At 63.5% G+C, this 24,324-nt stretch carries 17 protein-coding genes; 8 read left to right on the forward strand and 9 right to left on the reverse strand.

What is annotated here, in order from left to right:
• The first annotated feature begins 113 nt into the window (after nucleotides 1–113).
• Entirely contained in the window at nucleotides 114–2,621 is a 2,508-nt protein-coding gene (locus AC1VVK_RS03905; protein WP_482904452.1) for a TonB-dependent receptor, read from the forward strand.
• A gap of 63 nt (nucleotides 2,622–2,684) precedes the next feature.
• Here the strand turns inward: AC1VVK_RS03905 and AC1VVK_RS03910 are convergent, their stop codons facing one another.
• From AC1VVK_RS03910 to AC1VVK_RS03925, 4 genes are all read right to left on the reverse strand, one after another.
• Nucleotides 2,685–3,347, reverse strand: a complete 663-nt coding sequence (locus tag AC1VVK_RS03910) for a M24 family metallopeptidase (RefSeq protein WP_482904453.1) — start codon at nucleotides 3,345–3,347, stop codon at nucleotides 2,685–2,687.
• Nucleotides 3,348–3,457: 110 nt separating this feature from the next.
• The gene (locus tag AC1VVK_RS03915) at nucleotides 3,458–4,168 is read right to left on the reverse strand and encodes a TadE/TadG family type IV pilus assembly protein (protein ID WP_482904454.1); all 711 of its coding nucleotides are present in this window, start codon (nucleotides 4,166–4,168) and stop codon (nucleotides 3,458–3,460) included.
• On the reverse strand, nucleotides 4,165–4,791 hold the full coding sequence (locus AC1VVK_RS03920; protein WP_482904455.1) for a TadE/TadG family type IV pilus assembly protein: 627 nt from the start codon (nucleotides 4,789–4,791) through the stop codon (nucleotides 4,165–4,167). The genes AC1VVK_RS03915 and AC1VVK_RS03920 overlap by 4 nt, the downstream gene beginning before the upstream one ends.
• A gap of 8 nt (nucleotides 4,792–4,799) precedes the next feature.
• On the reverse strand, nucleotides 4,800–6,749 hold the full coding sequence (locus AC1VVK_RS03925; protein ID WP_482904456.1) for a TadE/TadG family type IV pilus assembly protein: 1,950 nt from the start codon (nucleotides 6,747–6,749) through the stop codon (nucleotides 4,800–4,802).
• 202 nt (nucleotides 6,750–6,951) lie between these two features.
• On the opposite strand from AC1VVK_RS03925, the gene AC1VVK_RS03930 reads away from it, so the two are divergent.
• Entirely contained in the window at nucleotides 6,952–7,425 is a 474-nt protein-coding gene (locus AC1VVK_RS03930) for a low molecular weight protein-tyrosine-phosphatase (RefSeq protein WP_482904457.1), read from the forward strand.
• Here the strand turns inward: AC1VVK_RS03930 and AC1VVK_RS03935 are convergent.
• Nucleotides 7,422–8,009 carry a GNAT family N-acetyltransferase gene (locus AC1VVK_RS03935; RefSeq protein WP_482904458.1) on the reverse strand — a complete coding sequence of 196 codons (588 nt, stop codon included), beginning with the start codon at nucleotides 8,007–8,009 and terminating at the stop codon, nucleotides 7,422–7,424. The genes AC1VVK_RS03930 and AC1VVK_RS03935 overlap by 4 nt on opposite strands.
• A 273-nt stretch (nucleotides 8,010–8,282) precedes the next feature.
• Between AC1VVK_RS03935 and purC the strand changes: the two genes are divergently transcribed.
• Together purC and AC1VVK_RS03945 are read left to right on the forward strand one after the other, a co-directional pair.
• Nucleotides 8,283–9,065: a phosphoribosylaminoimidazolesuccinocarboxamide synthase gene (gene purC / locus AC1VVK_RS03940; RefSeq protein ID WP_054441309.1), complete on the forward strand. Its 783-nt coding sequence runs from the start codon at nucleotides 8,283–8,285 to the stop codon at nucleotides 9,063–9,065.
• Nucleotides 9,066–9,194: 129 nt separating this feature from the next.
• Nucleotides 9,195–12,050 carry a M16 family metallopeptidase gene (locus AC1VVK_RS03945; RefSeq protein WP_482904459.1) on the forward strand — a complete coding sequence of 952 codons (2,856 nt, stop codon included), beginning with the start codon at nucleotides 9,195–9,197 and terminating at the stop codon, nucleotides 12,048–12,050.
• Nucleotides 12,051–12,129: 79 nt separating this feature from the next.
• Here the strand turns inward: AC1VVK_RS03945 and AC1VVK_RS03950 are convergent, their stop codons facing one another.
• Both AC1VVK_RS03950 and AC1VVK_RS03955 read right to left on the reverse strand, forming a co-directional pair.
• Nucleotides 12,130–13,008: an isocitrate lyase/PEP mutase family protein gene (locus AC1VVK_RS03950; protein ID WP_482904460.1), complete on the reverse strand. Its 879-nt coding sequence runs from the start codon at nucleotides 13,006–13,008 to the stop codon at nucleotides 12,130–12,132.
• A gap of 254 nt (nucleotides 13,009–13,262) precedes the next feature.
• Nucleotides 13,263–15,692: a TonB-dependent receptor gene (locus AC1VVK_RS03955; RefSeq protein ID WP_482904461.1), complete on the reverse strand. Its 2,430-nt coding sequence runs from the start codon at nucleotides 15,690–15,692 to the stop codon at nucleotides 13,263–13,265.
• Nucleotides 15,693–15,921: 229 nt separating this feature from the next.
• Between AC1VVK_RS03955 and AC1VVK_RS03960 the strand changes: the two genes are divergently transcribed.
• A complete protein-coding gene (locus tag AC1VVK_RS03960) occupies nucleotides 15,922–16,608 on the forward strand; it encodes a response regulator transcription factor (protein ID WP_482904462.1) in 687 nt (228 codons plus the stop codon).
• A gap of 25 nt (nucleotides 16,609–16,633) precedes the next feature.
• On the opposite strand, the gene AC1VVK_RS03965 is transcribed toward AC1VVK_RS03960, so the two are convergent.
• Complete coding sequence (locus AC1VVK_RS03965) at nucleotides 16,634–17,305, reverse strand: HAD family hydrolase (protein WP_482904463.1); 672 nt, start codon at nucleotides 17,303–17,305, stop codon at nucleotides 16,634–16,636.
• Between the two features lie 58 nt (nucleotides 17,306–17,363).
• Here AC1VVK_RS03965 and glmU point away from each other — a divergent pair, with 58 nt between their 5' ends.
• Nucleotides 17,364–18,740: a bifunctional UDP-N-acetylglucosamine diphosphorylase/glucosamine-1-phosphate N-acetyltransferase GlmU gene (gene glmU / locus AC1VVK_RS03970; protein WP_482904464.1), complete on the forward strand. Its 1,377-nt coding sequence runs from the start codon at nucleotides 17,364–17,366 to the stop codon at nucleotides 18,738–18,740.
• A 48-nt stretch (nucleotides 18,741–18,788) separates the two neighbouring features.
• On the opposite strand, the gene AC1VVK_RS03975 is transcribed toward glmU, so the two are convergent.
• The gene (locus AC1VVK_RS03975; protein ID WP_482904465.1) at nucleotides 18,789–19,502 is read right to left on the reverse strand and encodes a tetratricopeptide repeat protein; all 714 of its coding nucleotides are present in this window, start codon (nucleotides 19,500–19,502) and stop codon (nucleotides 18,789–18,791) included.
• A gap of 365 nt (nucleotides 19,503–19,867) precedes the next feature.
• On the opposite strand from AC1VVK_RS03975, the gene glmS reads away from it, so the two are divergent.
• Together glmS and AC1VVK_RS03985 are read left to right on the forward strand one after the other, a co-directional pair.
• A complete protein-coding gene (gene glmS / locus AC1VVK_RS03980; RefSeq protein WP_132391761.1) occupies nucleotides 19,868–21,691 on the forward strand; it encodes a glutamine--fructose-6-phosphate transaminase (isomerizing) in 1,824 nt (607 codons plus the stop codon).
• Between the two features lie 68 nt (nucleotides 21,692–21,759).
• Nucleotides 21,760–24,123, forward strand: a complete 2,364-nt coding sequence (locus AC1VVK_RS03985) for a putative bifunctional diguanylate cyclase/phosphodiesterase (protein ID WP_207904917.1) — start codon at nucleotides 21,760–21,762, stop codon at nucleotides 24,121–24,123.
• Nucleotides 24,124–24,324: the final 201 nt, after the last annotated feature.

The raw sequence follows: 24,324 nt of genomic DNA on the forward strand, positions 1-24,324 counted from the left end.
TGTCGCAGATTTCACCTTTGTCGCAGGGCCGCGAAAATTTCCCTTGAATGAATCGCGAATCATTCGCATTAGCGCCACCTAATTGATACTCATTAGCAACAAGGGGGAATTTCGTGTCTCTGTCCCGTTTCCGCAATTCGTCGTCGCCTGCCTTCCTCGCGCTGGGATGCGTTCTTGCTGCTTCCCCCGCGCTGGCGCAGGAAGCCCAGACCGCCAGCGCACCCAAGCTCGGCGGCGTGACCGTGACCGACACGGCCATCGACGAGGATAGCTACAAGGTCGACAAGGTCGATTCCCCCAAATACACCGCTCCGCTGGTCGACACCCCCCGCTCGATCACTGTCATTCCCTCGCAGGTCATCCGCGACACCGCCTCGGCCTCGCTCACCGAAGCCCTGCGCACTGTGCCCGGCATCACGCTCGGGGCCGGCGAAGGCGGCAACCCACAGGGCGACCGTCCCTTCATCCGCGGCTTCGACAGCCAGGCCAGCACCTACCTCGACGGCGTTCGCGACATCGGCGCGCAGAGCCGCGAAGTCTTCGCGGTTGAGCAGATCGAGGTCGTCAAGGGCTCCGACAGCTCGATGGGCGGCCGTGGCAGCGCCGGTGGCAGCATCAACCTCGTGTCGAAGACTCCCACGGCAGACCGCTTCGCCGCCGCCAGCGGCAGCATCGGCACTGACGACTACAAGCGCGTCACGCTCGACGTGAACCAGCCGCTGAACGATTTCGTCGGCGTTCGCCTCGCCGCCATGTACCACGATCAGGACATTGCCGGCCGCGATGCCGTCTGGTCGAAGCGCTGGGGCGTCGCGCCTTCCGTCAAGCTCGGCCTCAATGGCCCGACCAGCCTGACCATCGGCTACTACCACCTCGAATCCAACGAACTGCCGGATTCGGGCATTCCCTATCTCTATACTTCGGCCAACGCCCCCGCCGGCGTGACCGAAACCGCTCCGGCCGAGCACTTCACGACGATCAGCGGTGTCGATGTCGACCGTCCGCGCGATGCCTTCTACGGCCTCAAAGACCGCGATTTCCGCAAGACCAACGTCAACAACCTGACGATCCGCGCCCAGCACGAGTTCGACAACGGCATCACCCTGCGCAACACCTCGCGCTATGGCCGCAGCGAACAGGACTACGTCCTCACCCAGCCGGACGACCAGCAGGGCAACGTCTACGGCGTGAAAAATCCCGCCGGCGTCATCACCGCTCCCGGCAATCAGGTCTGGCGCCGCGCCAACACGCGCTACGGCTATGCCGAGGGCCTGATCAACCAGACCGACCTGTTCGGGGATGCCAACCTCTTCGGCCTCAAGAACAGCTTCGCCGCCAGCCTCGAATTCGCACGCGAAAAGGCCTCGACCGGCTCCTACGTGTCGAACGCTACGACCGGCACCGCCATCGCGACCGGCTCGACCCAGAGCCCGCGCTGCAACGCGAACATGGTCGCCCGCTACAACTGCACCTCGGTCGACAATCCCAATCCGAGCGATCCCTGGGTGAGCTACACTGCCGACGGGTCAACCATCCCGACCGACATCGTGCGCAGCCTGCCCAAGACCCGCACGCTGACGCGCATCGACAGTTGGGGCGCCTCGCTGTTCGACACCGTCAACATCACCGATAACCTGCTGCTGAACCTCGGCGGCCGCTACGACCACTACAAGACCGTGGTCAGCCCGGGCCTCACCGCAGCTTCAACCGCCAATCGCCTTTATGTCAGCCGCACGGATGACCTGTGGAACTATCAGGCCGGCCTGGTCTTCAAGCCCACGGCCGACAGCAGCATCTACATCTCGACGTCCAGCGCGGCGACACCTCCGGGTTCGTACCTGGGCCAGGGTAGCGAAGGCAACGCGCTCAACACCACGATACCCACGACCCCGAACGCGCCGACACCGCAGGAACTGACCGACGCGCTGAAGATCGAACGGACCAAGTCCTACGAAGTCGGCACCAAATGGAACCTGTTCGACAACACGCTGTCGCTGTCGCTGGCCGCCTTCCAGACGCGCACCAAGAACGCGCGTACGACGGGTGACAACAACACCGTTGTCTTCGTCGGCGACCGCCGTATCCGCGGCATCGAGTTCGGCTTCAACGGCAACATCACGCCGGAATGGAGCGTCTTCGGCGGCTACACCTACATGGACGCCAAGATCATCGACGGCGGCAACTCCGCGCCCGTCACCGTGACGGACTCCGTCACCGGCCAGACCGTCACGATCAATACGCCGTCGCCCAGCACCGGCACGCAGTTCCCGAACACGCCGAAGCACAGCTTCACCGCGTTCACCAACTATAACGTGACGTCGAAGTTCACGCTCGGCGGCGGCGCGATCTACATGAGCAAGGTCTACGGCGGCATCCAAAACGTAGGGTCGCCTACCCTGGCCAATGGGCAAATCACCTTGCCGCGCACCCTCGCCCGCATGGTGCCGAGCTACTGGCGCTTCGACGCCAGCGCCTCGTACAAGATCAACGACATCGCGCAGCTTCAGCTGAACGTGCAGAACGTCTTCAACGAACTGTACTATGACAAGGCCTACACGGCGCACTTCGCCAACCAGGCTCCGGGTCGTACCGCGATCCTGACGCTGAACGTCAAGTACTGAGCCGCAACGCTTGAAACGAACGGCCCGTCCCTCATCGAGGGGCGGGCCGTTTGCCGTTATGGGTTAGACCAGCAAGTCTTCGTGGAAGGCGCCAAACGGGCGCGTCGGATGGCGGATCTGCATTTCGAGGATCCAGAGCCCCGTCCCCGGCACGGCATCGAAGTCGCCCAGATTGCCGCCCTTGTGCACCGAATGCGGATAGTCACTCACCCGGTGCCCGCGAATGTCGAGATTGAGCACCCAGCCCATCGCCCTCGCCTCTTCCTCCGCCCGCTCATAGAGCGCGCGGCCGGAGACCGCCCCGCCGTCCCAGATTGCGCGAACGCGGTCGAACAGCGTGCGGACCGCCTCGGCGCAGGCCCGCATCTCGGTATCGTCGCCGACCGTATAGGTCGCGCCGACATCGCCTTCGTGCCCCAGGAAAACCGGCCCCATGTCGATGAAGAAGATGTCGTTCTCGGCAAGGACAGTGTCACCCTGCGAGCGGTCGCTGAAGATCTTGAGCGTATCGCTGCCAAAGCGGATCAGCAGCGGATGCCAGGAACGCTCCATGCCCAGCTCTTCGAGAATGGCAAGGCCTGCCGCATTGGCCTCGCTCTCGCGCATGCCGGGGCGGATCAATGCGGCGATCCGGTCGAGCGCCTGCCACGAGATAGCCTGCGCCGCGCGAAGATCTTCGATCGCATAATTCGGCCCCACCGCTTCGCGGGGTTGGTTTACGGTCATGGACCAATTGCTCCGATGCTGACAATGCGCCGCCGTGTGGCGGCCCTTGCCCGCATCAGTCAAGCGGATTGGCGGTCAGCGAAATGGACTGGCACAAGACGTAAGCACGATCAGGTGCAGAGCGACTGCCCATTACCTCCGGTGATGCCTCCGGGCGTTCCGGTCGGATTGAGGTTGCGCCCATCACGCGTCAGATAAGCCGCTTCTTGATTGAACACGGTGTTGTTCCGGACGAACATGTTTCCGAACAGCGGCTGGTAAGCATAGAAGACTTCCACATACATGACCGCATAATTAGTCGAAGCGTCGGGAGCGGTAACGACGTGGCCACTTGCGCCCATCCCCGTAACCGTCTGCAACGCAGCTCCATAGGCCGACGCGCGCGCAAGGCTGCCTCGACAGCGCTGCCAGTGAATGTACTGCGTAGTCGTCGAAGGCTTCGTCTCAAGGCTGGAAAGAATGATCCGGCCATTGGTGCTGAAATTGAACGAAGCACCCTGCTTGAGCGCACCGGACATGACCGAATCGATGTTCGTTTCCGTGATGGTTGGCGTTACCGAGGAGTTGTCGGTCTGACCCAGGCGCGAGGCATTGTCCGCCACCGATGTAGCGATCTCGGCCACCTGCATTTTTACCACGGCCATATACGCCAGCTCGGTGCCGTACAGGCCGAGTGTGAGAAGGATCGGCAGGACCAGCGCGAACTCCATCAGCGAAACACCGCTGCTGTCCCGACCAAAGCGCTGAGCCAAGCGGAGGACGCGCGCACCTATCGTCACAAGAGAGTAGCCGCGCGTGCAAGTGTGCAAAAACCGGTTCATTTGCAGCTCCCTGCACCCGACCCGTAGCTCTGTTGAAGTGCGAAGGGCTGGTTCTTGCGGACGGCGACCGCAGTCAGCGTGCGCGTATTGTTGGGATTGGTAATACCCGGGATCGGGAACAGCGGCGTGTAAGTCGCATTCACCGTATAGACCACCACGTCATTGGCGCCGCCATTGCCGGACTTGCCGATATCGGCGTCCCAAGTGCCGTTGTTGTTCTCGTCAGTGTAGGTTTCACCGTTGTCGCATGTGCCGTTGTTATTCTTGTCGTTCCAGGCCTCGGGCCGCGCGATATCACTGAAGTCGTAATAGCTGGACCGGGTTGTCTTCACGACCACGCCAGGCGCGACACGGCCCAGGATCTTCTGGATCATCTGATCCTGGGTCGCGGTGTTGGCAGTCTCCAGCGTGCCATTGCGCGCCGCTTCCTCCACGGCACCGTGGAGCACCGAATAGACATAGGCCATATGTCCGATATCAAAGATCCCGAGGAGCAGTACGATCAAGACCGGTCCGGCAATCGCGAACTCCAACGCGGTGGCGCCCGAACGATCGGCCCGCAGGCGCTTTTCCAGCCACAGCGTTGCGATGGACCGGCGAACACCGGCGATGACAGAGCGCACGGGCCGCCTCACAGCGTGACCCTCAATGCGCCAACCTGCTTGGCGATCTCGGTAAAGGCGGAATTGAGGTCAGCCGCATTGTTGGCCGTGAACGAGCTGCCGTCAGATGCACAGTTCTGAAGGTCGCTCGACAGAGAGGATGTGAAGGCGATCACCCATATGCGTATGCCCTTGGCCCGGATCGCGTTGCAAACCGCCAGGAAGCGTGCCGTGTGCCGCGTGTCTGCGGTGGCTTCCGCTCCATCTGTCGTGACCCGGCGATCCCACCAGTCAATGCCCCAGGCCGAAGTCGAATAGTTGGACGTATCCATCTGGCCATCCGTCATGAAGATGATGTGCCGCGATACCTTGCCGCCGTTCGAAGGAGCCGTGTTGACATTGGTACTGAAAATGCCGTTCGGCGAACTCAAACGGCCGCCCCAGATCATGCCGATATCGAGATAAGTACCACCGTTGGCGACGAGCGAATCTGCGTAAGCGTTAAACGCAGTCTGCGTCATTTCTGTAAGTATCTGGGCCTTGGCCGGGCAATATTCGGTCACACCGGTTCCGTCGCTGGTGTTACTCTGAGTCCAGTTGGCATTGTTGCTGCCGCCTGGTCCGCGCGTGTAACTCACCTGATACCACTGCGGCGCCCACTTCGTGGTGACGTCTGCGGTTGGAGCGGAATCTAAGTCGATGTCATGCGCAGCGGAAGGCGAATATCCAGTTACCGACGAATAGCTGAAAGCTGTGCCGGTCGTCGTACCACGCTCTTCGATACAACCGTCCCATGTGGTCGATTGAGCTACGCCCTTGTCACCCGTATAAGTCGTTACGGCTGAGCCGGTCTTGAACACGCTGCTGTCGCGCACAACCGGCTTATAGGTCCAATAATAGAAGTCCGACTTTGCCGTAGGCGTTCCCACCACAAGGGAAACTTTAGTCCATTGCTCTCGCGTAAACGAACTGTCCGTTTCGGTATATTGATAAATATAATAGCTGCCGCCAGACTGTTGGCATGTATAATTCGTTCTCGTTTGACCGGTAGTCACATTGCGAGTCAGACTTATATTGGGGCTCGTTCCAGAAATTGAATATATAACTGGCGCACTACCAGTCACCCAAGCAGTAGGATTTGGGTTCGGTAAAGCTTTATTGCAATTTGAACTGGAGCTGTATTTCGTGGTACTGTACTGGGTGGTGTCACCCATGGTGCCCTTACCTACCGAGGTTGACGAGCTTTTCGTTGCGTTCGTATAGTCAAAATACGTTGCCTCGCGCGACTGGTAGGTCCAGCTATCCGCAAGATAGCTTGGATTGAGCGTGTACAGCAGACTGCCGACGTTTACCGTCGAGCTGTAGGGAACAAACCCATATCGTATCCGCGCGTTGCTGTTGGTCGTAGAGGCGGCCAGCGTCGTGTAGAAGCTCTTCATCGCCGCGCGCAGCGCCTGGATGCGCGTCTGAGTTCCCGACAGAACCGTATCCATCGAGCCGGTGGTGTCGAGCACCATCGTCACATCCGCATTGCCCACGCCCATCGATGCGGCACATGTCACGGCAACATTGAAGCTGTTGAAGCCGAACAGTCGCATGATCAGCGTGTTAAGCGTCGTCGACGCGGTGCCGGTGATGGTCTGGCCGCTATCGGTCGAGCTGACAGAAAATGTCGTGCCCGACGTTTCTTGTGTCGCATCATTAAAGTTGGTTGCAAAATAATTGTTTGCGGCAGTGTTCCCCGCAGCATCGAAACCATTAAGCTTTGTCGCCGCGCCAACATCGGTCGAGCGGCGCCCGGCCAGCACTGCCGCGTCGCAGGCGGACTGAAGCTGATTGCGCACCTTGTAATCGCGGCTGAAGTCGATGGCCGAGCCGACGACGGCTGCGGCGACCATCATGCCCGCGGCCGCCAGCGGCAGGATGTTGCCCGCGTTGTCGCGGATCAGGCGGTGGATCGGGCGTTTCAGGTGGCGCATGGGTGGACCAGTCGTGCTGGAGGGAACTCGGCGGGATTCAAGGGCTTCACTAGAAGATATTACTTAAGGAAACCCTTAGTGGGCCTAAGCCCACCATCCTCCACGAAGTCTTCCCAAGTGCGGGAAACGCGAAATTTACCATCTGCCCGCCTCCACCCGATTTGCTGTTGAGCCAGATCTGCCCCGGCGGTACGGCCGGAGCATGAATGAGATCGTTCTTCCGTCGTTCCTCTTCGTCTGCCTCGGCAACATCTGCCGCTCGCCTCTTGCCGAGGCGGCGATGCGGCATGAGGCTGAGGCCGCCGGGCTCGACCTCATCATCGATTCGGCGGGGACGGGTTCATGGCATATCGGCAAGGGCCCCGACCCGCGCTCGCAGGCGGAAGCCCTGCGCCATGGCATCGACATTTCGGGCTATCGTGCCCGACAGGTGGTAAGGGCCGACTTCACCCGCTTCGACCATATCATCGCGATGGACAGCAGCAATTTCGTCAACCTGAAGCGACTGGAGCCACGTTCTTCCCGCGCGCGGCTGTCGATGCTGCTCGATCATGTGCCGGGCTGGGAGGGCCGCGACATCGACGATCCCTATTTCGGCGGACCGGAAGGCTTCGTGACGACTTGGGATCAAGTCAGCGCAGCGGCCCGCAATCTCGTCGCCGCGATCCGCTCCTAAAGCGGGCGCATCCAGTATTGCAGCCGCTTGGCGGTTTCCTCGCTGTCGCGGTGATCTCTCCACGACAGTGCGCAAGTAAGCCCCGGAACCGGCGCATATCCGCGCTTGCTCCAGAACGCGTCGAGCGGCCGATAGCCTCGCGGCCGGTCGGGATGGTCCTCCGGGCGGATCACCGCCGCGAAAGTCGCTGCCGCCGCGCCGTAGCGGCGCGCCTGTGCCTCGCGGAGGTCAAAGAAGGCATGGCCGATCCCCCGCCCTCGCCACGCGGGCAGCAGCACCGATTCGCCGAAATAATAGAGCGATCCGACATCGAACCCGGCGTCCTCGAACGGAATCCGCAGCGCCTCTTCCTGCGCCGCGAGCGGCGAAGCGGTAGCGAGGCCGACGATCCGGCCGTCCACGCTGGCAGCCACCAGAACCGCGTCAGGAGCGGCGGCGAAGGCGGCAAGATAGTCCCGCTCGTAACCGGGATCGCCATCGTAGAGATAGGGCCATTCCGCAAAGACCGCGATCCGCAGGCGCGCCAGATCGTCCATTGCGGCAAGGATTTCGCTGCCGGTGAGAGCACGGATCGTGACAGTCATGCGCCCTGCTTTCCTTGCGTCATCACGGCCCGAAAATGCGTTCTCTCAAGTGGATAGCCCCCACCTCCGGCGTCGGCAATCCCTGCCACTGCCCCGCCCCGTAACACCCCCCGCCGCATCGATTGTACCGGCCTGTCAGCCCTTGCAACCAAGCCGGTTTGCTTTTGCCCCCCATTGAACTATATGCCCGCTCGAACGCCCCGGCAGCGCGGTCGCCCAGCGACGCCCCGCGCGCCGTGGCTTGCTCTTTTACCCATTCAAGGACGAACACGCATGTCCCGTCGCCGCCAGATCTACGAGGGCAAGGCCAAGATCCTCTACGAAGGCCCCGAACCCGGCACGCTGATCCAGTACTTCAAGGATGATGCCACTGCGTTCAACGCGCAGAAAAAGGGCACGATCCAGGGCAAGGGCGTGATCAACAACCGCATCAGCGAGTACGTGTTCACGCGCCTCAACCACATCGGCGTGCCCAACCACTTCATCCGCCGCCTCAACATGCGCGAGCAGCTGGTCCGCCAGGTCGAGATCATCCCGATCGAGGTCGTGGTGCGCAATGTGGCCGCCGGTTCGATCTCCAAGCGCCTCGGCATCCCCGAGGGTGAACCGCTGCCGCATACGCTGATCGAATATTACTACAAGGACGATGCGCTGGGCGATCCGATGATCGCCGAAGAGCACATCGCCTGCTTCGGCTGGGCCACCAACGAGGAGATGCAGGACATCGCCGCGATGGCCATCCGCGTGAACGATTTCATGTGTGGCATGTTCGCGGCGATCAACATCCGCCTCGTGGACTTCAAGCTCGAATTCGGCCGCATCTGGGACGGCGACTACAGCCGCGTGATCCTCGCGGACGAAATCAGCCCGGACGGCTGCCGCCTGTGGGACATGTTCACCGGCGAAAAGCTGGACAAGGACCGCTTCCGCCGCGATCTCGGCGGTGAGGAAGAGGCCTATCAGGAAGTCGCCCGCCGCCTCGGCCTGCTTCAGGACGACAACGGACCGAGCGAAGTCTTCGACCTGTCGAAGCACCGCAAGCTGCGCGGCAAGTAAGCCGCGCGCAAGCGAACACGTTGAAAAGGCCCGGCGCGCCCCTCGGCACGCCGGGCCTTTTCGTTTTTTAACAGGGAGCTGCCGAACTCCGGCTTGTGGAGTTCGGCCCGGTGGGGCACTCCAACGCCCATGCGTACCGCCCTGATCGCCGTTCTCATCGTTCTTGCGCCGCTTCCGCTGGCCGCGAAGGAAGCGCCTGCCCCCGCGTCTGCTCCCCGACCCGACGACACCAGCTGGGCTTTCGAGAAGAGCGACGTGCCGGTGGATCCGGATTTCCGCTTCGGACGCCTTGCCAACGGCATGCGCTACGTGATCCGCCACAATGCCACTCCTGCGGGCACCGCCGTTGTGCGCATGGATGTAGCGGCCGGATCGCTGGATGAAAGCGACAGCGAACAAGGCTTTGCCCACTTCCTCGAACACATAGCGTTCCAGGGCTCCACGCACGTTCCCGAAGGCCAGATGGTGCCGCTGCTGGAGCGCGAGGGCCTGGCCTTTGGGGCCGACACCAATGCCTCGACCACGTTCGAGCGCACCGTCTACAAGCTCGACCTGCCCCGCGCCGACCAGCACTTGCTCGACACGGCGCTCATGCTCATGCGCGAAACCGCGAGCGAGCTGACGATCTCGCAATCCGCGCTGGAACGCGAACGCGGCGTCATCTTCTCGGAAATGCGTGACCGCAACACGTTTTCCTACCGCAATGTCGTCTCCCAGTCCGGTTTCTTCTATCCCGCCTCGCGCTATGTCCGCCGCTTTCCGATCGGCACAGCCGAGACGCTGAACGGCGCCACGGCAGAGACCCTGCGCGCCTTCTACACGCGAGAATACGTGCCCGCCCATGCCACGCTGGTGGTGATCGGCGATTTCGACGCGAATGTGGTCGAAGCCGCGATCCACAGCCGGTTCGGCGACTGGGCACCGCGACCGGCGGAAGCGCAGCCCGATGCCGGTCCCGTCGACGGCCGAGACAAGGGCCGCACCGGTATCTGGATCGATCCTGCCCTCTCCGAGCGCCTTGTGATCCAGCGCAACGGCGCCTGGCTCGATGAGCCCGACAGCGTGGCCCAGCGGCAGGAAAACCTGTTGCGTTCGATCGGTTACGATGTGATCAACCGCCGCCTCCAACGCCTCTCGCGCACGGCCGAGCCGCCGTTCCGGGGCGCCGGCTTCGGCACCGGCGACATGTTCAAGGCCGCTCGCTCGACGCGCCTCATCATCGACAGTGTCGACGGCAAGTGGGCGACCGCGCTGGAGGCCGCCGCGCGCGAATATCGCCGCGCCCTTGCCCAAGGCTTCACCGAGGCCGAGATTGCCGAGCAGGTCGCCCAGTTGCGGACCTCGCTCACCGATGCCGCCGGCTCCGCTGCCACCCGCAGCAATGGCGCGCTCGCCGCCGCCGCGCTCTCGCTGGTCGACGATCGGCAGGTCCCCGGGACGCCGAAGTCGGTGCTCGACCGCTTCGTGGCCTTCGCCCCGCAGATCAAGCCGGACGCCGTGCTCGCCGCGCTCAAGCGGGAAGCCATCGCACTCGACGAGCCGCTGATCCGGTTCGAAGGACGCACCGCGCCCAACGGCGGCGAGAAAACGATCCGCGATGCCTGGCAGCAGGCCATGCGCGCGCCGATCGCCACGGAGGAAGCCGGCACCGTGGCCGCCTTCGCCTATACCGACTTCGGCAAGCCCGGCGCGGTCGTGTCCGATACGCGCGATCCGGTGCTGGGCATCCGCGAGGTACGCTTCGCCAATGGCGTCATGCTCAACCTCAAGCATACCGATATCGTCAAGGACCGCGTCGACGTCAGCCTGGCCATCGATGGCGGCGACATGCTCGACACCAAGGACAATCCGCGCGCGACCGACATGGTGCCCTATATCGACGAAGGCGGCCTCGGAAAGCACAGCCGCGACGAACTCGATACGATCATGGCGGGCCACACGCTGGGCATCGGCATGAGCAACGGCGAGGCGAGCTTCGTGGCGCAGGACGGCACCACGCCGCGCGATCTGGAACTCCAGCTTCAGTTACTGGCCGCCATGGTCACCGATCCGGGTTTCCGACCCGAAGGCGAAGTGCAATATCGCCAACAGATCAACACCTACTTCGCCCGACTGCGCGCAACGCCCGCCTCAGCACTTCAGGCCGATCTCAGCACGATCATCTCGGACAACGACCCCCGCTTCAGCCTCGGCAAGGTTGAGGACTATCGCGCCCTCACCTTCGATAAGTTGCGCCGTGATATCGGCGACAGGCTGGTACACGGCGCTATCGAGATCGGCGTGGTTGGCGACATCGACGAGGACAGGACCATCGCCATGGTCGCCGGCACATTCGGCGCCCTCCCCGCGCGTGAGCCCGCATTCCGTCCTTACGACGACCAGCCGCCGCGCACGTTCACGGCAGACCGCACCCCGCATGTGGTCCGCCACACCGGCCCCGCCGACCAGGCCATGCTGCGCGTGACGTGGCCGACGCGCGACGATTCGGACCCGGTGGAATCGCTGAAGCTCCAGCTGCTCGAACGCGTGGTCCGCATCGAATTGACCGACAGCCTGCGCCAGGCGCTGGGCAAGGCCTATTCCCCCACAGCGGGCGTCTCGCTCTCACGCCACTGGAAGGGCTACGGCACGTTCGCAGTAGTCGCCTCGATCGACGTTGCCGACGTTCCCGCCGCGCGCAAGGCGATCAGCGGGGTCATGACCGCGCTGCGGAAGGCGCCGATCAGCGACGATATACTCCAGCGCGCGCGCCAGCCGCTACTCGAAGCTTATCAGAACGCGCTCAAGAGCAATGGCGGCTGGCTCTCGCTGGTTGACCGTGCCCAGACGGAGAGCGATCGGATTGACCGCTTCCACCGGGCGCACGACCGGCTGGCTGCCCTGACCGCCGCCGATGTGCAGGCGGAGGCAAAGCGTTATCTCGATCCGGCACAGGGGCTTGAGGTTCTGGCACTGCCTGAAGGCGTTGCCGAACCGGCGAAGTAGAAAAAGCGGGATCCCCGCCTGCGTGGGGACGACGGAGTGGTAACACGGGGGGCTTCCCGATGAGGAAGCCCTTGCCCGTTTAGCGCGCGTGGTTGGGCCTTGTCGGCCGTCCAGTGCGCTCGGCCCATTCGACGATCAGGTCGTCGAAGAGCTTCTGGTCGATCAGGTCGTACTTTTCGGGGAAGTTGGTGAATGCGTTCATCGCGCTCGCCACTGAACCGGTCTCCATCAGTTCGCGCGCCATCCGGAGATGGCCTACCGCTGCCGAGACCCAGCCCCAGCCGGTCGAAAGCGTGAAGGCCGTGTTCGGCAGGTTGAAGCCCAGCGTGCAGACCGGAATCGGCATGTGCGGGATCACTTCGGCCTGTTGCTCCGGCGGCGCGCTGGCGAAGACGATGGCGTCCGCCCCCGCCTCGGCATAGGCCTTGCCGCGCCGGATCGCCTCCTCGGCCGAACCGCTGCCACCGCCGCCGTTGGCCACGGTATAAAGTTCGTCACAGCGCGCGATGATCACAAGGCCGGAATCGCCCCGCGCCTTCACCCCTGCCTCGATGCGCAGTTGCATGTCCTCGATCGAGCAGAGGCCATTGACGTGCTTGGAATGCTTCGGGTTTACCTCGTCCTCGACGTGGTAGCCGGCGATCCCGGCGGCCACATAGCGGCGCGTGAAGTGATAGGCATCGGCCACCGTCTCGCCCAGCGTGTCGGCATCGACGATCAGGGGGATGTCGATGGCCTGCGCGATCCGGCCCGACTGCTCGATCATCTCGACCTGGCTGAACACGCCATTGTCCGGCACCGCGTAGTGGAAAGCGGAGCAGGCATGGCCGCCGAGATAGGCCGCCTTGAAGCCGACATGTTCAACCGCCCGCCCGGTGATCGCCGAATAGGCCTCGGCCGCGACGAAGTGCTCGCCGTTCTCGATCAGCGCACGCAGCTTTTCACCCGGTGTCGGCATCGTCATCGTCTCCCATTCTCGCGGCCCATCCCGCGGAAGGGTCCGTCACCGCGAATGGCTCGCATGATCGGGGCGCAGCGACAAGCCGAGCCGCCATCGCCCCTGCGTTCATCGGCCCCGCGAAGCATGCCGGCTGAGGATGGGAGCCTCAAAAAGAACACGCGGCGCAACCGAAGTCGCGCCGCGTGCAGGATGCAGGCAGGAGCCCGCCGGCAGACCCCAGGGTAGGGCCTGCCAGGATAGGACTGGTTGAATTAGAAGCTGACTGTGCCTTCCACGCCGAACGTCCGCGGCGGGTTGAAGTTGGCATAATCGCCCAGCACGCCGGCGTAGCTCTTCGCGCCAGTGAGCGGGTTGACCGTGTAGACCGAGTTCGCGGCCGAACGGCGGTAGATATTCGTCTCGTTGAGCAGGTTGCGGCTCCACAGCGAGACCGTCAGCTTCGAGCCGCCATCGGTGAGCGGGATGTCCGCCAGCGCAATGCGGCCGTTGACGATGAAGCTGCTCTGCGTCTTCGTGCTTTCGTCCTCGAAGCTGTACTGCGGATCGGAATAGGCCGCGTCGAGGTGGAACAGCACGCTTTCGTCACGCACGCCCACCGGGATGCTGTAGTCGACATAGCCCGCAGCCGCGTTCTTCGGCGTGTAGACGATGAAGACGTTCTGGTAGACCGAGTTGGTATCGGTGCTGAGGAACGGGTTCAGCGTCTTCGGAACCTTGGTGTAGGTGTAGGCATAGGATGCGCCGAACGTCAGCCCATCCATCGGGTGGACGCTGAGTTCAGCTTCGATACCGCGGATCTTGGTCGTACCCGGGGCGTTGATCGTCTCCTGCGTGTGCAGGTTGAAGTACGGGCTGCTGGTATCGGTGTTGACGTTGTCGAAGTCCACCTGGGTACCGGTGCGATCCATGATGTAACCGGCCAGGTTCAGGCGAACCATGCGGTCGAGGAACAGCATCTTGGCGCCGACTTCATAGGACTTCACCGATTCCGGACCGAAAGCCGAGAAGGTCTGCGAACGGTCGTTGGCACCGCCTGCACGGTAGCCGGTCGCATACTTGGCGTAGAGGTTGATGTCCTGCGTGGCGTCATAGGCCAGCGTGACCATCGGGTCAAAGCGGTCCTTCGTGGCGTGGAAGGTATAGTCAACCGTCGCACCGTTGACCATGTCGAGCACGCCGTTACGCTTGTCGTGCGTGTAGCGGCCGCCTGCGGTCAGGTGCAGCTGGTCCAGACCGGCGGGCGTGTAAGTGGCCTGCGCGAAGGCGGCGATGCTCTGCGCCTTGGCGTGGCTGTCGCGCTGGAGGAACAGCGAGCTGTCGTCCCAACCCTGATTGCCCGAGGTCACCGGGCCGGTCACGATGGGGCTGAGCACGGTGTAGCCGGTGCCGTCCGCGTTCCACAGGTTCGAGCTGGGCGTCGCAGCGTTTTCGCTGGCATGCTCGTTGAAGTAGAAGGCGCCGGCCACGAAATCGACCTGCGGCAGGCTGCCGACCAGTTGCAGTTCCTGGCTGAACTGGTGCTGGTCAAGGAACGACAGCGAGTAACGGCTGAACTTGGCGTTCGGCAGGAACACGGTGCGGGCCGGGCCGCCCGAGTTGTCGTACTGGTCGGTATCGACCTGGCGCCATGCCGTGATCGAGCGCACCGTCAGTTCCGGGCTGATCTCATAGCTGAGGTTGCCCATGATGCCCTGCGTGCGGTCAACGCTGTACTGCTGCGGCACGCCGACATCGGCAGTCTTCACGCGCTTGTCGCCGGTGACGTCGACGATCGGCGAAAGCGGAGCGATATATCCGCTCGGCAGAGCGCCCTTGTTCGCCGCGATCTGAGCCAGCGTCGCAACCGGATAATTATTCGGGTTGTAGTTCACCAACTGGCTGTAATTCGGCGTGTTTTCGTCACGCGACTTGTCGAACGAGATGTTCGCGGTGAAACCGTCGATCGGCTTCCACAGGGCCTGAACGCGGCCGCCGACGCGGTCGTAGGCGTTCCAACCCTTTTCGCCGGCCAGCGGGTTCTTAACCGTGGGATCCTGGTGCTGGTAAACGCCGTCGACCTTGATCGAGATGTGATCGAATTCGGGGAAGTCGATGTGCGCTTCGCCGTTGCGCTGGCCATAGTTGCCCACGCCCGCCACAACGCGGCCGCCGAATTCGCCGGTGGGCGAAGCGGTGACGATGTTAAGCGCGCCGCCTTCGGTGTTACGGCCGAACAGGGTGCCCTGCGGACCGCGCAGCACTTCGATGCGCTTCACGTCGAACAGCGCGGCGTTCAGGCCCTGCTGGCGGCCGAGGTAGACGCCGTCGAGATAGACGCCCACGCCCTGATCACGCGCGGTCTGGTTGGCGTCGAACGGCACGATGCCGCGAATGCCGACGGTCAGCGCCGACTGGCGTGCTTCGAACGTGGCGACGCGCAGCGAGGGCACGCTGCCGCTCGCGAGGTCGATCAGGCTCTGGACGTGCTGCTTCTCGATATCGTCGGCGCCGATGACCGAGATGGCGATCGGGGTCTTCTGAAGGTCGGTTTCCCGCTTGGTGGCGGTGACGATGATTGTCGTATTTCCGCTGCTTTCGGCAGCAGGGCTGGCGGCGGCATCATCGGCGTAAGCAGCGACGGGCGCCTGGCTCAGCGCGACGACGCTGCAGGTGGCCGCCAGACGAATGGCGTGGCGAATCATGAGAAACTCCCTGAATTCTTTTGAATTTCTTCCCCTCGGACAGAGTGGAAGATGCGCCCGCTGGGGCGACATGGAGGCTCACTAGGGTTGGGACAGGTCAGAACTGTGTTGCTTTTTTGTGCTTTTCTTGACCAGATTGTGACGCGCAGAACATGACAAATTTGACACGTGTGTGGCGGCCGCAGTGGGCCTAATGCGACGCATAAATGCCACTGAGTTACGGAATGCCATGATCAAATCCGGCGATATCATGCTGACTTCGGGCGACCTTGCCCACGTCAGCGCCGTGCGCGACAACTTCCTCACCTTCGAGGCGGAAGTGATGGATGCGACCGCGCTTTCCGCCCGCATACCGCGAGGGCCGACCTGGGTTTTCGTGGACTGGTTGCTGCCGGAAATGTCGGGCTTGCAGCTTTGCGGCCTGCTGCGTGACCGGATCAACGACCATCCGCTGCACATTACCATGGTGCTTGGCGAGCCGGATCCCCGCGCTCAGGCCCGCGCGCTGGATGCCGGAGCGGACGACTATCTGATCGGCCCGCTCACGCCCAAGGCGCTGGTGCAACGGCTGCGCATCTATCAGCCGGTTTCGGCCGCCCGCAAGGAAGCTCCCGCGATCCAGATCGGCGAACTGGTCATCCAGCCCGATTCTCACCTGACGCGCTACAAGGGCCTTGTCGTGCCGCTCCAGTCGAACGAGCAGCGCCTGCTCAACCACTTCGCACGCAATCCGAACCGCGTGTTCACGCGCGGCGAACTGATCGGCGTGCTTGGCAAGAGCATCGCCGTTTGCGACGAACGCACGGTCGATTCGTGGGTCAGCCGCCTCCGCCGCAAGCTGCGTTCGATGCAGGTTCCGCACCTGCCGCGCACGGTCCGTTCGTTCGGTTACGTGTTCGACAGCGTGGAAGCCTGATTCGGCTCCCCGCCCGGAGCGCGAATCAAAGGCTTTCGAGCGTGGGGATCAACTCGTCAAAATGATCGATCACCGCCGTGGCGCCAAGGTCGTGTGGCGGCCTGTCATTGAAGCCGAAGCTGACCGCGACGCAGGGAATGCCCGCAGCCGCTGCTGCGCCGGTATCGTAAGTGGTGTCTCCCACGAAAGCGGCCCTGCCGCCGCCCGCGCGTTCCAGCATGAGTTCGATCAGATCGGGTTTGGGCTTCGCGCGGCCCGGGCCCAGCGTATCGCCGCCGATCACGGTGAAAAACTGATCGGACAGCCCGAGTTCGGCGAAGATCTGCACCGCCAGCGCTTCGAGCTTGTTGGTCACGATCGCCAGTTTCACCCCGCGCGCGGCAAGGCCGTCCAGCATTTCCGCGCCGCCCGGATAGAGCCGCGTGGTCATGACCACATGGTCGGAGTAGAAGGCAAGCAGCGCCTGGTGCAGTTCTTCCAGCCGCGCGTCGGAAACACCGCCGCCCGTGACTTCAAGGCCCTTGGCGAGCATCTTCCGGCCGCCGCCGCCAACCAGATCGCGCACGGCGTCCACCGCAATGGGTGGTCGCCCCTCGATCGCCAGCGCATGGTTAAGCGCCAGGGCGAGATCGCCCAGCGTATCGAGAAGAGTACCGTCGAGATCGAAGCCGACTACGTCGAAGGGGAAATCCGTCATCCGCCTTCCGTGGCCTGCCGATGTGGAAACCGCAACAATTTGCTGGCAAGTGATGAACATGGTCGAAAATTCCAACCCGCTCGCAATCGTCGTCCTCGCCGCCGGCAAGGGCACTCGCATGAAGAGCGATCTTCACAAGGTCCTTCACCCGATCGCCGGCCGCCCGATGCTGGAACACCTGCTGGAAAGCGCCGCCGCGCTCTCGCCAGAGCGGCAGGTGGTGGTGGCCGGACATGGGCGCGAACAGCTTGAAAAAGCGCTGGGCAGCCGCGCGGCGATTGCCGTGCAGGAACCGCAGCTCGGCACCGGCCATGCGGTGCAGCAGGCCGAAGGCGCCCTCGCCGGCTTCTCGGGCGATGTGCTGATTCTCTACGGCGACGTGCCTTTCGTCACCACCGAGACCATGCGCGCGATGATCGAGCGCCTTCATGCGCCCGACGCGCCCGCCGTTGTCGTGCTCGGCTTCGAACCGGAGGATCCGCTCCAGTACGGCCGCGTGCTCGCACATGATGACGGACGCATCGTCATGATGGTCGAATTCAAGGACGCGAATGAAGAGCAGCGCGCCTGCCGCCTCTGCAACTCGGGGCTCATGGCCGTGAAATCGGCCGACCTGTTCGACTTGCTCTCGCGCGTCGGCAACGACAATGCGCAGGGCGAATATTACCTTGTCGACATCGTCAACGTGGCGACGCTGGACGAGCGGACGTGCGCGGTCATCGTCACCGACGATCCGCACGAAGTGGGCGGCATCAACAGCCGCGGCGAACTGGCCGAGGCGGAAGGCCGCTGGCAAGCCCGCCGCCGCGTGCAGGCGATGGCCGACGGCGCCTCGCTGATCGCGCCCGAAACCGTGTTCTTTGCGTTCGACACCAAGCTCGGCCGCGATGTCACGATCGAACCCAACGTGGTCTTCGGTCCCGGTGTCACGGTCGCAGACGGCGTTACGATTCACGCGTTCTCGCACCTCGAAGGCGCGACGCTGGACACCGGTACCACGGTCGGCCCTTATGCCCGCCTGCGCCCCGGTACGGTGCTTCGCAAGGGCGCCAAGGTCGGCAACTTTGTCGAGATCAAGAACGCCGAACTGGGCGAAGGCGCCAAGGCCAACCACCTCTCCTACATCGGCGACGCCAGCGTGGGCGCGAAAGCCAACATCGGCGCGGGCACGATCACCTGCAATTATGACGGCTACTTCAAGTACCGCACTGTGATTGGCGAGCGCGCCTTCATCGGTTCGAACAGCGCCCTCGTCGCGCCCGTGAAGATCGGCGCCGACGCCATTGTCGCGGCAGGCAGCACGGTCACCCGCGATGTCGCCGATGGCGAACTGCGGCTGGTGCGCGGGGAACAACTGGTCAAGCCCGGCTGGGCCGACCGTTTCCATGACGCGATGAAGAAGAAAAAGGCCGAACGGGCAGCCGGCGGCAAGTGAAAAGCCGGGAGGGCGGCCAAAACCGCCCTCCTCGTCAATTCATGGCAATCAGGCGCCGATCGCCTGCCTTTGCGCAATGAAGTCCAGCTCGCTTTTCGCGCCGCTGTTGCCGGGGTCATAGAGCAGCGACTGCTCGAACATCTGCTTCGCCTCGCCAAGACGGCCGAGTTCGATCAGGTTGAAGCCCATGCCGCGCAGCGCACGCCCGGCGATTCCGGCATCCGATCCCTTGGTATTCTTGTCGACGATAGCCCAGGCATGGGCGAAGAGATCATAGCTCTTCTGGAACTGCCGCCGCGACTTGAACAGTTCGGCATATTCGTTGGCATAATGCGCGTTATCGGGCGCGAGTTCGGTCGCCCGGCGCAATTCGTTCTCGGCAAGGTCACCCCGGCCGAGATCGACGAGCGCGTAGCCCTTGCCGAAATGCGCATCGCATACCGCGCTGCTCACCATGATCGCATTGGCGGGTGCCGTATGGCCGCCGTTATCGGACAGGCACAAGCGTGGACGTGCATCCCCGGCGAGGCCCTGCTCGCTGGCGGAAATGACCGAGTCGAACAGCTTCACCGCCTTTTCGGGTTTACCCGCGCGGATCATGTCGAACCCGCGACTCACCGTGCCGACATACTCGGCATGGGCCGCTCCGCTGACCAGCGCAACGGGCGCCAGGGCGGGAGCCTCACCGGCCATCGCCATCCCGGGCACCGTCAGCGCGATACCTAAAGCCATCAAAGAAACCGACTTCAAAGCGAAGTTCATCGGCAGTGTCCTCTCCCGATCGAGCCGCTCGCACCGGTCTATGCCGGGCTGTTTCATCGAACGGCCTTCGTCGAAGCAGGTAGAGTATCCGACGAGCAAGGTTTGACAAGAAATTTCGCCGCGTCCCGATCACGGGAAGCATTATTTCACGATTGGGCGCTGATCGATATCCGCTCGTCGCGCGGGCACACTGCTTTCAACCCCGTGGCGGGATCGGGCGACAGTGGCAATCACGCCTCGCGATCCCTAAAATAACCCTTTCGCTTTGCACACATTACCAAGCCTTCATGGTGGCGCCAGCAAACGCCAACCTTTAACGGTGTAGGGCAAAGCTCTTTCCGCTCGAACAAGGTAACTTAAGCGCAATGTGTGGAATCATCGGCATCGTCGGCAAGGAACAGGTCGCGGATCGACTGGTCGACGGACTGCGGCGCATGGAATATCGCGGCTATGACAGCGCGGGCGTCTGCACCGTCGAAAACGGGCAGCTCATCCGCCGCCGCGCGCAAGGCAAGTTGATCAACCTCGTCAACGAGCTGGCCCGCGATCCCGCGCCCGGCCTGATCGGCATTGCCCACACCCGTTGGGCCACCCATGGCGCGCCCACGGCCGTCAATGCCCACCCGCACGCGACCGAGCACCTCGCCCTCGTCCACAACGGCATTATCGAAAACTTCCGCCCGCTGCGCGAAGCCCTCGAATCGCGCGGCCGCACGTTCGAAAGCCAGACCGATACCGAAGTGGTCGCCCACCTCGTGTCCGAGCAAGTCGAGGCCGGACTTTCGCCGCAGGATGCGGTGAAGGTTGTCCTCCCGCAGCTTCGCGGCGCCTTCGCCCTCGCCATCGCATTCCGCCAGCACCCCGACCTGCTGATCGGCGCGCGCCTCGGTTCGCCGCTGGTCGTCGGCTATGGCGACGGCGAGACCTATCTCGGTTCCGACGCCCTCGCCCTCGCCCCGCTCACCCAGCGCATCACGTACCTTGAGGAAGGCGACTGGGTCGTCATCACCCGCGAAGGCGCGCAGATCTTCGATGCCGACAACAACCCGGTCGAGCGCGAGATCGTCGCCTCGGGTGCCTCGGCAGTCGCCATCGAGAAGGGCAATTATCGCCACTTCATGCAGAAGGAGATCTTCGAGCAGCCGACCGTGGTGGCGCAGACCCTGCGCAGCTACATCCACCAGGTGGACCAGTCGGTCGCCCTGCCGCAGATCGATTTCGACCTTTCGGCGATCAAACGCATCACTATCGTCGCTTGCGGCACCAGCTTCTACGCCGGCATGGTGGCGAAGTACTGGATCGAGACGTTCGCCCGCCTGCCCGTCGATATCGATGTGGCTTCCGAATTCCGCTACCGCGATCCCGTTCTGGAGCCGGGCGGCCTTGCCCTGTTCATCTCGCAGTCCGGCGAGACGGCCGACACGCTCGCCGCGCTCAAGCACTGCAAGGCGGCCGGACAGACCATCGCCGTGGTCGTCAACGTACCCACCAGCACGATGGCGCGCGAGGCGGACCTGCTGCTGCCGACCCACGCCGGTCCGGAAATCGGTGTCGCCTCGACCAAGGCCTTCACCTGCCAGCTGGCCGTGCTTGCCGCGCTTGCCGCGCACCTTGCCGTCAAGCATGGACGCATGGACCGTGAGGAAGAGAACGAGGTCGTCCAGCACCTGCTCCAGACCCCGGCCAGCCTCAACGCCGCGCTCGCCTTCGACGAAGAGATCGCGGCGATGGCGCACCTCATCGCACCGGCGCGCGACGTGCTCTACCTCGGGCGCGGTCCGGACTATCCGCTGGCCCTCGAAGGCGCGCTGAAGCTGAAAGAAATCAGCTACATCCACGCCGAAGGTTACGCGTCGGGCGAGATGAAGCATGGCCCCATCGCGCTGATCGACGAAGCAGTGCCGGTCATCGTGCTCGCCCCTTCCGGCCCGCTGTTCGAGAAGACGGTCAGCAACATGCAGGAAGTGCGCGCACGCGGCGGCAAGGTCGTGCTGATCTCCGACGCCGAGGGCATTGCCGAGGCCGGTGAAGGCTGCATCGCCACCATCGAGATGCCGCGCGTCCACCCACTGATCGCACCGCTGGTCTATGCGGTGCCGGTACAGCTGCTGGCCTACCACGTCGCCTGCGTGAAGGGCACCGACGTCGATCAGCCGCGTAATCTCGCCAAGAGCGTCACCGTCGAATAAGGGAAGTGCGGCCGGATGATCGGAAAGGTTTACCTGGTAATAACCCTTCTGCGGGTAAACGCCGGGACGTGAACAAACGGTCGCAACCCCCACAAGCTCTTCCGAAGGAGCTGCCCGTCCTCGCCGTACTCGGCTTCACCGAACCGGCGGAAGGTGATTGGGCGCGTCTTCGCGGTCTCCAATATTCCTGCCTCGGCCGAGCGCGGACGGCGCGAATCGCGACGCAACTGGCAGCGCTGGCTGCTGCAGTGGCCGTGCTGTTCGGCCATATTCACCCCGCCGCCATTGGCGGCTGGGCGGCCCTCGTCTGCGCCACCCTCTGGTGGAGCGCGCGAATCGAGAGCGACCTTGCCGACGCCGACCGCCGCCGCCTGACGCACGCCGAGATCCGCCGCCATGCGATCACCGTGGTTGCCCGGGCCGTGGTCTGGTCGATCCCGGTCTGTGCCTTCGGCCCCTTCATCGATCCTCAGGCCCAGGTGAAGCTGTGGACCGTGGTGGCCATGCTGATGACCGGCTGCACCGTGCTGATGCCGGGCATTCCGCTGGGCACGCTGATCTTCACCGGCATAGTCGGCGGATCGACGATCGCCTATTTCGTGGTGCTCGGCAGCTATGACATGGCGCTGGTGGGCTTGGCCTTCGCGGGCGTCATCATCGCCGGCGCCGTTGAAAGCGCGCGCCAGTACCTCTCCACCAAAGTCGCCGAAGCGGGCATGACAGAGCGCGACGAAGTCGTCTCGATGCTGCTGCGCGAGTTCGAGGAAGGCGAGGCCGACTGGCTCTGGCAGATCGACACCGCCCGCCGCGTGCGCGCCATCTCGCCGCGCTTTGCCTATGCACTTGGCCGCGACGCGACCGAGATCGAGGGCGTTCCCTTCATCCAGCTCATCGCCGGGTCGGCTTGGGACAGCGGCCAGTTCCCGCCCAGCCTTCACGATCTGGCCGAGCGCCTCAAGCGCCGCGAAAGCTTCTCCAACCTGCTCGTGCGCGTCACCATCGATGGCAAGCCGCGCTGGTGGGAGCTTTCCGGCACGCCCAAGCTTAACGAGAATGGCCAGTTCGACGGTTTCCGGGGCGTCGGCTCCGATGTCACCGAAGCACGCGAGAACAGCGACAAGATCGCCTGGCTTGCCCGCTATGACACGCTGACCGGCCTGCCCAACCGCCTGATGCTGACTGAAGCACTAGGGGAAGCGCTCGCCTATGCCGAGAAGTGGCGCACCCGCTGCGCCTTCCTGATGATCGACCTCGACCGGTTCAAGGCGGTCAACGATACGCTTGGCCACCTCGTCGGCGACCAGTTGCTGGCCCGCGTCTCGGAACGGCTCAAGGCGCAGATGACCGAAAAGGAACTCTGCGGCCGCCTTGGCGGGGACGAGTTCGCCGTCGTCATCCGCGACGCCAGCGATCTGGAACACGTTAACCGCGTGGCCCAGCGGGTGATCCACTCGCTGTCGCAGCCCTATCACGTCGATCACCACACACTCTATGTGGGCGCCTCGGTCGGCTCCGCCATCGGCCCGCGCGATGGGCAGACGGTCGAGACGCTGATGCGCAATGCCGATCTTGCGCTCTATCGCTCCAAGGACGGCGGCGGCAACGCCCACTACACCTACGAACCCGCGCTCCACGCCCATGCCGAGGAGCGCCGCCAGCTTGAATTCTCGCTGCGTTCGGCCATCGAGCGCGGGGAGTTCACGCTCAATTACCAGCCCGTGGTCGATGCCCTGACCGAAGGCGTGGTCTCCTTCGAGGCGCTGCTGCGCTGGAATAGCAAGGAACACGGCTTCGTCAGCCCGGCGAAGTTCATTCCGCTGGCCGAAGACACCCGCCTGATCGTCCCCATCGGCGAATGGGTGCTCAAGGAAGCCTGCCTCGAAGCGATGAACTGGCCCGAGCATGTGCGCGTGGCCGTCAACGTCTCGGGCGAGCAGTTGCTTGATCACAACTTCGCGGGAAGCGTTGTCGCCGCCCTCACCCAGAGCGGGTTGTCCGCCGCGCGGCTCGAACTGGAAGTGACCGAAAGCATCTTCCTGCGCGACGCCACGCTGGCGCGTTCGGCGCTCGAACAGGTCATGGCGCTGGGCTGCAAGGTCGCGCTCGATGACTTCGGCACCGGCTATTCTTCGCTCGGCTATCTGCGCAAACTGCGGTTTTCGACGATCAAGGTGGACCGCTCGTTCGTGCAGGGCGCGGCAACGGGCAATGCCGAGAGCCTCGCCATCATCCGTGCCGTCGTCGCCATGGCCGACAGCCTCGACATGTCGACCACCGCGGAAGGCTGCGAGACCGAGAAGGAAGTCGAGATGATCCGTCAACTCGGCTGCCGCAAGATCCAGGGCTACTACTTCGGCCGTCCGATGATCGCGAAGGATGCGCTGGGGCTGTTCCATAACCGCAGTTTCGCACACGGCCAGACCGCCGCCTGAGGCGGGACGCTGCTGCGAATTGAAAAACCGCGCTCCGCATTTTCCGGGGGCGCGGCTTTTTGCATTCTCATAGCCTTCCAGCGACGACCTTCCACAATAACACTCCGTCGCCCCCGCGAAGGCGGGGGCCCCGCGTCCTTCTCTCCACGCCCGCCCAGAAAAGCGGGATCCGCCAAGTTCACAAACGAAGTGCAACACCAG

This window comes from Novosphingobium sp. BL-S-32 (assembly GCF_056857055.1).